Genomic DNA, 11,368 nt, shown 5'->3' on the forward strand with positions numbered 1-11,368 from the left:
CTCGGCGGGGGGAATTGATTGAAATTTTATGGCGAGCGCTCAGGCCTATACTCGCAGACAGACCGAAGTGGCCAGCGTGAACCGGCCGCGCGCATAAAAGATTACAACGGAGACACAATGAACGCACCCCTGGACCGCTCCCAGCTGGAGCCGGCGCAGCCGTCGCCTGCCCACGAGATCACGCTGGACGACAAATGGACGCTCGAACGCGGCCGCGCCTTCATGACCGGCACCCAGGCACTGATCCGCCTGCCGATGCTGCAGCACGAGCGCGACCTCAAAGACGGCCTGAACACTGCCGGCTACATCACCGGCTACCGCGGCTCGCCCGTCACCGCGGTCGACCAGACCGCCATGAAGGCGAAGAAGCACCTGCAAGCGCATAACGTTCACTTCCACCCGGGCATGAACGAAGACCTGGCGGCGACCGCCGTCTGGGGCACCCAGCAGACCAATCTGTTTGAAAACGCCAAGTACGACGGCGTGTTCGCCATGTGGTACGGCAAGGGCCCGGGCGTGGACCGCTGCGGCGACGTCTTCAAGCACGGCAACAACGCCGGCTCCGCCAGGCATGGTGGCGTGCTGGTGCTGGCCGGCGACGACCACGCGGCCAAATCCTCCTCGACCGCCCACCAGTCCGACCACATCCTGCACCACGTCGGCATGCCGGTGCTGTTCCCCTCTTCCGTTCAGGAATACATCGACTATGGCCTGCATGCCTGGGCGATGAGCCGCTACAGCGGCCTGTGGGTATCGATGAAGTGCGTGACCGACATCATCGAATCCGGCGCCGTGGTCGACCTCGATCCGGACCGCGTGCAGCCCGTGATCCCGAGCGATTTCGAGATGCCGCCAGGCGGCCTGAACATCCGCTGGCCGGACGCCGTGCTGGACCAGGAAGTGCGGATGAACAATTACAAGTGGTACGCGGCGCTGGCCTATGCGCGTGCCAACAAGCTGAACCAGATCGTCTGGGACAGCCCGAAGCCGAAGATCGGCATCATCACCGCCGGCAAGAGCTACCTGGATACCCGCCAGGCCCTGGCCGACCTCGGCATCGACGAGCAGGCGGCGGCCGACATCGGCCTGCGCGTCTATAAAGTCGGCATGACCTGGCCGCTGGATTCCGTCGGCGTGCACGAGTTCGCGCAAGGCCTGGACGAGATCATCGTGGTCGAAGAAAAGCGCCAGGTGCTGGAGTACGCGCTGAAGGAAGAGCTGTACAACCTGCCGGACGGCGAGCGTCCGCGCGTGGTCGGCAAGTTCGACGACAGCGGCGAATGGGATATCAAGAACCGCTCCGGCCAGGGCGACTGGCTGCTGCCGGGCACCTACGAGCTGAACCCGGCCCAGATCGCGCGCGCCATCGCTTCGCGCATTGGCCACTACTGCGCCGGCCATCCAGTGGCCGAGCGCGTCGCCCAGCGCATCGCCTACCTGGAAGCCAAGGAAGCCGTGCTGAAGGCGATTCCGGTGAAGGCCAATCCGGAAACCGACCGCATTCCCTTCTTCTGCTCGGGCTGCCCGCACAACAGCTCGACCAAGGTGCCGGAAGGTTCGCGCGCCCTGGCCGGCATCGGCTGCCACTACATGGTCTTGTGGATGGACCGCGAGACCTCGACCTTCACGCAGATGGGCGCGGAAGGCACGACCTGGATCGGCCAGGCCCCGTTCACGGATGAAAAGCACGTGTTCGCCAACCTGGGCGATGGCACCTATTTCCACTCGGGCGTGCTGGCGATCCGCGCCTCGGTCGCGGCCAAGGTCAACATCACCTACAAGATCCTCTATAACGACGCGGTCGCGATGACCGGCGGCCAGACCCACGACGGTCCGCTGGATCCGGCCAAGATCAGCCGCCAGCTGGCCGCCGAAGGCGTCAATCCCATCATCGTCGTCACCGACGAGCCGGAAAAATACCCGGCGGATTACCCCTGGGCCGAAGGCGTCACCGTGCGTCACCGCGCGGAGCTGATGGACGTGCAGCGCGAACTGCGCGAGATGAGCGGCGTGAGCGCGATGATCTACGACCAGACCTGCGCCTCCGAAAAACGCCGGCGTCGCAAGAAGGGCGAATTCCCCGACCCGGCCAAGCGCGCCGTGATCAACGAAGCCGTCTGCGAAGGCTGCGGCGACTGCTCGAAGCAGTCGAACTGCCTGTCGGTCGAGCCGCTGGAAACGGAACTGGGCCGCAAGCGTCAGATCAACCAGTCCTCGTGCAACAAGGATTTTTCTTGCGTCACCGGTTTCTGCCCGAGCTTTGTCACCGTCGAAGGTGGCGGCCTGAAGAAACCGAAGAAGGCCTCGTCCGCCGAGGCGACGCCGCCGGCATTGCCCGCGCCGCGCATCCCGGCGACATTGGCCCCCTTCGGTATCCTGGTGACCGGCATCGGCGGCACCGGCGTGGTGACGGTCGGCCAGATCCTGGCTGTCGCCGCCCACGTCGAGGGCAAGGGTGCGCTGGTGCTGGACATGAGCGGCCTGGCCCAGAAGGGCGGTCCGGTGATGTCGCACGTGCGCCTGGCCGATAAGCAGTCCGACCTGCACTCGACCCGCGTCGGCACCGGCAGCGCGGACCTGGTGATCGGCTGCGACCAGATCGTCACCGCCAGCCGCGACGCCCTGTCGCGCATGGGAGAAGGCCGCACCCGCGCCTTCGTCAACAACAGCGGCGCCACCACCGCGGCCTTCATCAAGAACCCGGACTGGCAGTTCCCGGCCGAAGGCTCGAAAGGCGCCATCGTCCAGGCTTGCGGCAAGGACAACGTCGATTTCGTCGACGCCGGCCAGATCGCCACCGCGCTGATGGGCGATGCCATCGCCACCAATATGTTCATGCTCGGCTATGCCTTCCAGAAGGGCCAGGTGCCGCTGCAGGAAGCCTCGATCATGAAGGCGATCGAACTGAACGGCGTGTCGATCCCGTTCAACAAGGCCGCCTTCAACTGGGGCCGTACCGCCGCCCACGACCTGGCCTCCGTCACCAGGCTGACGACCCCGGCCAAGGTGATCGAGTTCAAGCGCAGCCAGTCGCTCGAGGACATCGTCAAGCGCCGCGTCGAACTCTTGAGCGCCTACCAGAACGCTTCGTATGCCGCTCAGTACAAGGCCTTCGTGGACCAGGTCCTTGCCGCCGAAGCGAAGATTGGCAAAGGCACCCGCCTGAGCGAAGCCGTGGCGCGCTACCTGCACAAGCTGATGGCTTACAAGGACGAGTACGAAGTCGCGCGCCTGTACACCGACCCGGCCTTCATGCAGAAGATCGGCGCCATGTTCGAAGGCGACGTGAAACTGAAGTTCCACCTGGCGCCGCCGCTGCTGGCGAAGAAGGACAAGCAGGGCCATCTGATGAAGCAGGAATTCGGTCCGTGGATGATGAAGGCGTTCGGCGTGCTGGCGAAATTGAAAGGCCTGCGCGGCACCGCCTTCGACGTGTTCGGCTACACCGAGGAGCGCAAGATGGAGCGCGCCCTCATCCAGGAATACCGCCGCACCGTCGAGGCCCTGCTGCCGAAGCTGACTGCCGAGAACCTGGCCCAGGCCGTGGCGATCGCCAGCATCCCGGAAGACATCCGCGGCTTCGGCCATGTGAAGGAGCGGAACCTGGCTGCGGCCAAGCGCAAGGAGGCTGAGCTGTTGGCGGGATTTCATGCGGGTGATGCGGTCAAGCGCGTCGCTTGATTAGCCAGGCCGTCGTCCCCGCACTCACTACCGTCGTCCCCGCGAAGGCGGGGACCCAAGTTTGCTTGAGCAGTCGAGATGCATGCAAAACTTGGGGGAATAGCGCCAGTGGCGCTATTCCGCCTGCGCGGGAACGACGGAGTGGCGGCTTGGTGCTACATTGACGCCATGAGCACCATGTCGACCGCCTGCCACGAACTGCTGCTACAGTCGCGCCAACACGCTCCCCTGTACGGCAACCGGCTCGCCAACCACCTGCCGATGGCCCTGCTGGCACTGGACCGCCTCGGCGCCGATGCCGGCACCCTGCGCCGCTTCGCCGACAACTACGCACGCAAGCTGCTGCCCGCCGCGGTGTCGGGCAGCGAACTCGATCCCCACGACTACCTGGGCAGCAGCGGCGACTATCCGCGCTTCGTGAGTTTCTTCCAGGACCGCATCCGCGAGGCGGGTGTCGACGCCGTGCTGCACGACTGGGTGCCGACCCTGATTCCGGGCCTGGCGGCGTCCGCCTTCCACGCCATGATCCGCCTGGCCTATGCCATCGAGGGCGGGCTCGAGGACGAGATCGCGCTGGCGCTGGCTTACTGGGCCAGCGAATACGTCACCCTGCCGCTGTCGCTGGAGCCGGCCGAGGGCGGGCTCGAACAGATCGCCGACAGGCTGCGCCTGAAACTGGACCAGCACGTGTTCAAGCCGGGCATCATCATCGACAGGATGCTCGAGATCGCCTGGGACCCGGCGCTGGCGGGGGCGGTGGTGCAGCCGCTCGCTGCGCCCACCCTGCGCGAGGTGGCGGGCTTCGCCCTGCGGGCCTATGTGCAGCGCGAAGATTTCACCTTGCTGCACATCGTCACCGGCTGCCACGCCTTCCGCATCGTGCAGCGCTATGCCAACGACAAGGCGCTGGCCCTGCGCTACCTGTGGCAGGCGGCGCTGGCGGCCTGGCTCACGGTCGTGGTCGCTCCGGCAAGCCGGCGGGCATCCGGCGACAGCTGGCCCGAGATCGGCGAGCAGGCGATCGCGGAGCGGGCGCTGCTGTCCAGCGACGACCACGTCATCAAGCTCTGCTATTCCGCGCTGTGCGAATACCGGGAATACGGCGATCCCGCCTATCTCCGTGCGGCCGCCCGCAAGCTGGCGCTGGACAGTTAGATCGCAGCGAATGTCGCGCCGCCCCAACTGTTACAGTTGCTTGCAATTGACGGGCCCGGCGCGTCTATAATCGGGCGCATGAGCCCGTCATATGCACGCACCGGCCGTCCGGCCATCCTCTCCCGTTTCCTTGCGTCTGCCCTCGCGGCCCTCGTCCTGCTGTCCGGCTGCGGAGGAGGTGGCGGCGGAGGTGGCGCATCCCTGAGCACCCCGGTCGGCGGCACGCCAACGGATCCGGGCACCCCGGTCACCCCGACGATCCCGGGCACGCCGGCGGATCCGATCCCGACCGATTTCATGAACTACGCCAACATGTGCGCCGCGCCGCGCACGGGCGTGGATGCGCAGGGCCTGGCCTTCCCGGACCGCCAGGGCGCCCTGCAGGACGAAATGAAATTCCTGCGCGGCTGGGCCGACCGCTACTACCTGTGGTACGACGAGATCCCGTCGACCGTGCGGATGGCCGACTACGGCAACACCCTCGACTATTTCGCGGCGCTGAAGACGCCAGCGCTGACGGCCTCCGGCAAGCCGAAGGACCGTTTCCACTTCACCTATACGACCGCCGAGTGGGATGCCTTGACCACGGCCGGCGAGGAAGTCGGCTACGGCCTGACCTGGTCGCGCAATTCCGCCTCCGCGCCGCGCACCTGGCTGGCGTCCATCGTCGAGCCGGGCTCGCCGGCGGCGAACGCGGGCCTGCAGCGCGGCGACATGCTGGTGGCGGTCGACGGCATCGACTTCATCAATACCACCGGTACCAGCGCTGTCGCCACCATCAATGCCGGGCTGTTCCCGGACAATGCGGGCGAATCGCACCGCCTGCAGGTCCAGCGCGGCGGCACGACTTTCGAGGTGACCCTGGTCTCGCAGGTGGTCGCCAGCGCGTCCGTGAAGAACACCAAGGTGATCGATACCGCGACCGGCAAGGTCGGTTACCTGACCTTCGACGACCACAACGCGGTGGCCGAGAAGCAGCTGATCGACGCCTTCAACCTGTTCAAGAGCCAGGGCGTGAGCGACCTGGTGCTGGACATGCGCTACAACGGCGGCGGCCTGCTGTACGTCGCCAGCGAACTGGCCTACATGGTCGCGGGACCGGCCTCGGCCGGCAAGACCTTCGAGCGCCCGGTCTACAACAACAAGACGGCGCCGGACGCACCGATTCCCTTCCGTAACACGGCTTACGGCTTCTCGTCGCCGAACCCGGCGCCGGCGGGAGCCGCCTTGCCTTACCTGGGCCTGAAGCGCGTGACCGTGCTGACCACCGCGGGCACCTGCTCGGCCAGCGAAGCCGTGATCAACGGCCTGCGCGGCGTCGACGTCGAAGTCGACATCATCGGCGGCCAGACCTGCGGCAAGCCCTACGGCTTCACCCCGGTCGACAACTGCGGCACGACCTATTTCTCGATCGAGTTCCAGGGCGTGAACGCCAAGGGTTTCGGCGACTTCGCGGACGGCTTCGCACCGACCTGCAAGGTGGCCGACGACCTCAACCACGCCCTCGGCGACACGGCCGAAAGCCTGCTGTCCGCAGCCCTGGCCTACCGCGCCACGAATGCCTGCCCGGCATCCGGCACGGGACGCGCGAGCGCGGTGCCGATGGAGCTGGTGCGGCCGCAGGTCAAGGAGATTTCGATTTATCCGCCGCGGCAGCGGTAACCCATACCGGGTCGGCGGAAGACGCTCAGCATGGATCCCCGCTTTCGCGGGGATGACGTTAGCTAGCGGCCCATTCCACGTCTATAATTTCCGGATTGAATTTTCCCCAACTCTGCCGGAGCACTAGATGATTCGTTCTGCGTTACTGCTGGCCACGCTGGCTGCCGTTCCCCTTGCCCACGCCGCTCCCGACCTGGCCACCGTGTCGGAGCGCTCGGGCTTCACGGCCACCGGCCGCTACGACGAAGTCATCAAGCTGTGCGGCGCCTTCCAGCAGGCGTACCCGAAGCAGGTCAAGTGCTTCCAGTTCGGCACCACGCCGGAAGGCCGGCCGATGATGGCGCTGGCCGTCACCCGGGCCAACGCGTTCACGCCCGAGGCGGCGCGCAAGCAGAAGCTGCCGGTGACCCTGATCCAGGGCGGCATCCACGCCGGCGAGATCGACGGCAAGGACGCCGGCTTCCTGGCCGTGCGCGAGATGCTGGAAAACCGCATCGCCCAGGGTGCGCTCGACAAGCAGGTGCTGATCTTCGTGCCGGTGTTCAATGTCGACGGCCACGAGCGCTTCGCCAAATGGAACCGCCCGAACCAGCGTGGCCCGGTCGAGATGGGCTGGCGCACCACGGCCCAGAACTTCAACCTGAACCGCGACTACATGAAGGCCGACGCCCCCGAGATGCAGGCCATGCTGAAGCTGGTGAACGACTGGGATCCGCTGACCTATGTCGACCTGCACGTGACCGACGGCGCCATGTTCCAGCACGACGTCTCGATCCAGGTCGAGCCGGTCAACTCCGGCGACCTGGAGTTCCGCAAGGCCGGCCTGGCGCTGCGCACGAACGTCATCGCCGACATCACGAAGGAGGGCTCCTCGCCGCAGTCCTATTACATGTCCTTCGTGGAAAACGACAACCCGGCCTCGGGCTTCCGCAACACCGTCTACGAGCCGCGTTTTTCGACCGGCTATTTCCTGCTGCGTAACCGGATGTCCCTGCTGGTCGAGACCCATTCGTGGAAGGATTATCCGACCCGCGTGCGGATCACCCACAATGCCATCGTCTCGATCCTGAACCAGGTCGCGGCCCATGGCAAGGAATGGCAGCAGCTGGCCTTCGATGCCGACGCGCGCGCCACCCGCATTGCCGGCCAGCCGGTGGCCCTGAGCTATAAAACCACCGACAAGACCACGATGGTCGACTTCCAGGGCTATGCCTATACCCGCACCATGTCCGACGTATCCGGCATGATGATGACGCATTACGACGAGACCAGGCCGCAAGTCTGGCATGTGCCGCTGCGCGACGAGGTGGTCGACGACCTGCAGGTGAAGGCGCCGGGCGCCGGCTATGTGGTGCCGGCCGCGTTCGCGCAGATGGTCGCGGCCAGGCTGGTCCAGCACGGCATCGGCTTCCGCAAGCTGGACAGGGCGCTCGACCAGGTGAACGTAGAAACCTTCCGCGCCGACAAGGCGACCTTCTCCGCCGGCTCCTTCGAGTCGCACCAGCGCCTGACGGTACAGGGCACGTGGAAGCAGGAGCCGCGCGCGGTCGCCAAGGGATCCTTGTTCGTGCCCATCGCCCAGCCCAAGGCGCGCCTGGTGATGGCCCTGTTCGAACCGCAGGCGCCGGATTCGCTGCTGGCCTGGGGCGAGTTCAACAACGCCTTCGAGCGCAAGGAATACATGGAAGAGTACGTGGCCGAGGACGTCGCGCGCGAACAGATGGCGAAGGATCCGGCGCTGGCCGCGGAATTCCGCCGCAAGGTCGAGAGCGACGCCGCCTTCGCCAGGAATCCGCATGCGCGCCTGGAGTTCTTTGCGCGCCGCCATCCGTCCTGGGACGAGCGCCTGAACCTCTATCCGGTGATGCGTAGCGATACCGTTCTGTGATCTGATCTGTCGCAAGCGCCGGCCATTGCCCTGCAACTGCGGCCGGCGCGGCCGCTCTGATCCTGTATGGACGAGTCATCGATACGGGAGGCGGCAATGAATAAGGACATGAAGTGCTACCAGGACGCGGCAGGCTGGCGGGCGCGACGATCGTGAATCCGCCGGCCAGTTGCTCCATCGTCTGTTACCGCAGCCGGCGCGACCGGCTCGAGCGGCTACTGGCCAGCGTCACCACCGCCAGGCCGGAATTGCTGGTCTACCTGGTCGACAACGCGCCGTCCGATACACTGCGCGCGCTGGCCGGGCGCTTCGGCGTGCACTACCGCCACCAGCCCGACAATCCCGGCTATGCCCGCGCCCACAACCTGGCGCTGCGCGACGCCATCGCCGCCGGCAGCGCCTACCACTTCGTGCTGCATGCGGACATCCAGATCCCGCTCGACGCCATCGGCAAGCTGCTGGCCTGGATGGAGCAGCATCCCGACGTCGGCCTGCTGGCGCCGCGCGTGCACTATCCGGACGGCCGCCTGCAGCCGCTGTGCAAGCTGCTGCCGCATCCGCTCGAACTGCTGGTGCGCCGCTTCTTTCCGCTGCTGCACAGTTCCAGCGGGCGGCTGGCGCGCTACGAGCTGCATGGCAGCGGCTATACCCGGGTAATGGACGTGCCGGCGCTGTCCGGCTGCTTTCTGCTGATGCGGATCGAGACCCTGCGGCGCGTCGGCCTGTTCGACGAGCGCTTCTTCCTGTATTTCGAGGATGTCGACCTGTCGCGCCGGGTCGGCCGGGTGGCGCGTACGGTGTTCGTGCCGCACGTGGCGGTGGTGCACGATTTCGGGAGGGGGTCTTACCGCGACTGGCGGCTGTTCCGGCACCACCTGGTGTCGGCGGCGCGCTACTTCAACAAATGGGGCTGGCTGCGCGACGAGGAGCGCGCCCGGATCAACGCACGCGCGCTGCGCGCCGCCAATCCGGAGCGCGCCGGCCAGCCAGGCGGGCGCCCGGCCGGCACCGACTTGCGCCCGTGATCAGCAGTTCTGCAGCGGACGGCGCGCGTACCAGCCGAAGACCAGGATCAGGAGGTAGCAGACGGCGGGCACGGCCAGCGACATGCGCAGGCTCGACATGTCGGCCGCGAAGCCGGTAATCAGGGGCACGACGGCACCGCCGACGATGGCCATGCAGATCAGTCCCGAGCCCTCCGCGGTGCGCTCGCCCAGGCCTTCGGAGGCGAGGGTGAAGATGGTCGGGAACATGATCGAATTGACCAGGCCGATCGCCAGCAGGGCCCAGCCCGAGACCGCGCCGGTGCTGCCGGCGGACACCAGCAGCAGCAGGGCGGCCAGGCCGCCGGCCACCGCCAGCACCTTGCCCGGCGAGCAGATACGCAGTACGTAGGCGCCCAGGAAGCGGCCGACCATCGCACCGCCCCAGTACAGCGGCACGTGCTTGCCAGCAGCCTCGGCGCCCAGGCCCAGCACGTCGGTCTGCATCAGGTAGTTGACGATCAGCGAGCCGACCGCCACTTCGGCGCCGACGTAGAGGAAGATGCACAGGGTGCCGAAGGCGAAGCGCGGACGCTGCAGCAGGCCGAAGGCGTTCAGGATGCTGCCTTGCGGGCTGGTGTGCTCGGCCAGCTTCTTGCGGTTGGCCCAGACCATGGCCGCCACGAGGGCCAGCGCGATCGCCAGGCCGATATAGGTGTGGACCACGACCTGGCTCTCGGCCGCGCGGTAGGCCGCCAGCTGGATGGCGGACAGGGTCGCCTGGTCGACCTTGGCCAGCGAACCGAGGATCAGGATCGCGCCGACGTAGGGGAAGACGGTGGTGCCGAGCGAGTTGAAGGCCTGGGCGAAGGTCAGGCGGCTGCTGGCCGTCTGCGGTGCGCCCAGCATCGAGATCAGCGGATTGGCCACCACCTGCACGATGGTGATGCCGGAGGCCAGCACGAACAGGGCCAGCAGGAAGGCGCCGAACAGGCTCGACGAAGCCGCCGGGATGAACAGCAGGCAACCGGCCGTCATGGTCAGCAGGCCGACCACGGCGGTGCGCATATAGCCGATGCGGCGCACGATCGATGCCGCCGGCAGCGAGACGATGAAGTAGGCGGCAAAGAAGGCCGACTGCACCAGCATCGCCTGGGCATAGCTGAGGGTGAACAGGTCTTTCAGTTTCGGGATGATGACGTCGTTCAGGCTGGTGATGCCGCCGAAGATGAAGAACAGGGCGAACACGAAGACGCGCAGGCTGGCGACATTGGCGTTGACGGGGGCGTCGCTGTGCGCAGCGCCGGCAGGATGGCCGATTTGCATAAGAGTAGTCCAGGTGGGTTGATGCGGCAGGTAGGAATATTACATCGCATTCGCACGAAAAACCCGCCTGGGCGTATGAAAGCTACAGGTTTCCTGCATCTGGCTCGCATGCTAATCTGGCAATCTTAACGATGGAGAATGTCATGCCCATAATGAAGCGCCTTTTCCTTGCCGCCGCCCTGATGGGCGCACTGGGCCCCGCGGCCGCCCAGGACAAGCCTGCCGTGACCTACGATGCCGAACTGGCGAAATCGCTCGGCGCCAACGACATGGGCATGCGCAACTACGTGCTCGTCATCCTGAAGACCGGGCCGAACAAGATGACGGATGCGGAAGGCCGCAAGAAGATGTTCGCGGGGCACTTCGCGAACATCCAGCGCCTGGCTGCCGAGAAGAAGCTGGTGCTGGCCGGACCGCTGGACGGGGTCGAGGGACGGCGCGGCATCTTCGTCTTCAACACGCCGGACATCGAGGAGGCGAAGAAGCTCGTCGCCACCGATCCGGTGATCGTGAATGGCGAGATGGTGGCGGAGTACCACAAGTTCTTCGCCTCGGCGGCGCTGATGGCGGTAAACGATATCCACGCGAAAATCCAGAAACCGAAGGACTGAAGACATGAAAAAGCGCCGGCGGGACTAACCCGGCCGGCGCTTGCGTACGCGTTCCGCCGATG

At 66.1% G+C, this 11,368-nt stretch carries 7 protein-coding genes; 6 read left to right on the forward strand and 1 reads right to left on the reverse strand.

What is annotated here, in order from left to right; translation table 11 throughout:
* Positions 1-117: 117 nt before the first annotated feature.
* The 5 genes from AB4Z32_RS24540 to AB4Z32_RS24560 all read left to right on the forward strand — a co-directional run bounded on the left by AB4Z32_RS24540 (position 118) and on the right by AB4Z32_RS24560 (position 9,411).
* Entirely contained in the window at positions 118-3,681 is a 3,564-nt protein-coding gene (locus tag AB4Z32_RS24540; protein ID WP_442124481.1) for an indolepyruvate ferredoxin oxidoreductase family protein, read from the forward strand.
* A 168-nt stretch (positions 3,682-3,849) separates the two neighbouring features.
* Entirely contained in the window at positions 3,850-4,836 is a 987-nt protein-coding gene (locus AB4Z32_RS24545; protein WP_442124482.1) for a questin oxidase family protein, read from the forward strand.
* 78 nt (positions 4,837-4,914) lie between these two features.
* Positions 4,915-6,498, forward strand: a complete 1,584-nt coding sequence (locus AB4Z32_RS24550) for a S41 family peptidase (protein ID WP_442124483.1) — start codon at positions 4,915-4,917, stop codon at positions 6,496-6,498.
* A 127-nt stretch (positions 6,499-6,625) separates the two neighbouring features.
* Entirely contained in the window at positions 6,626-8,386 is a 1,761-nt protein-coding gene (locus AB4Z32_RS24555; RefSeq protein WP_442124484.1) for a M14 family metallopeptidase, read from the forward strand.
* 113 nt (positions 8,387-8,499) lie between these two features.
* Positions 8,500-9,411 (forward strand): glycosyltransferase, encoded by a 912-nt coding sequence (locus tag AB4Z32_RS24560; RefSeq protein WP_442124485.1) that lies wholly within the window; start codon positions 8,500-8,502, stop codon positions 9,409-9,411.
* Here AB4Z32_RS24560 and AB4Z32_RS24565 read toward each other — a convergent pair whose 3' ends face one another.
* On the reverse strand, positions 9,412-10,695 hold the full coding sequence (locus AB4Z32_RS24565; protein ID WP_442124486.1) for a sugar MFS transporter: 1,284 nt from the start codon (positions 10,693-10,695) through the stop codon (positions 9,412-9,414). It lies immediately after the preceding gene.
* A 152-nt stretch (positions 10,696-10,847) separates the two neighbouring features.
* Here AB4Z32_RS24565 and AB4Z32_RS24570 point away from each other — a divergent pair, with 152 nt between their 5' ends.
* Positions 10,848-11,306, forward strand: a complete 459-nt coding sequence (locus tag AB4Z32_RS24570) for a YciI family protein (protein ID WP_442124487.1) — start codon at positions 10,848-10,850, stop codon at positions 11,304-11,306.
* The last annotated feature ends 62 nt before the right edge of the window (positions 11,307-11,368 follow it).

Source organism: Massilia sp. 2TAF26 (assembly GCF_052115005.1).
GTDB lineage: Bacteria > Pseudomonadota > Gammaproteobacteria > Burkholderiales > Burkholderiaceae_D > Telluria.

Excerpts from the sequence above, each read along its gene's own strand:
- AB4Z32_RS24540 (WP_442124481.1), top strand. The coding sequence starts at position 118 with ATGAACGCACCCCTGGACCGCTCCCAGCTGGAGCCGGCGCAGCCGTCG.
- AB4Z32_RS24545 (WP_442124482.1), top strand. The coding sequence starts at position 3,850 with ATGAGCACCATGTCGACCGCCTGCCACGAACTGCTGCTACAGTCGCGC.
- AB4Z32_RS24550 (WP_442124483.1), top strand. The coding sequence starts at position 4,915 with ATGAGCCCGTCATATGCACGCACCGGCCGTCCGGCCATCCTCTCCCGT.
- AB4Z32_RS24555 (WP_442124484.1), top strand. The coding sequence starts at position 6,626 with ATGATTCGTTCTGCGTTACTGCTGGCCACGCTGGCTGCCGTTCCCCTT.
- AB4Z32_RS24565 (WP_442124486.1), bottom strand. The coding sequence starts at position 10,695 with ATGCAAATCGGCCATCCTGCCGGCGCTGCGCACAGCGACGCCCCCGTC.
- AB4Z32_RS24570 (WP_442124487.1), top strand. The coding sequence starts at position 10,848 with ATGAAGCGCCTTTTCCTTGCCGCCGCCCTGATGGGCGCACTGGGCCCC.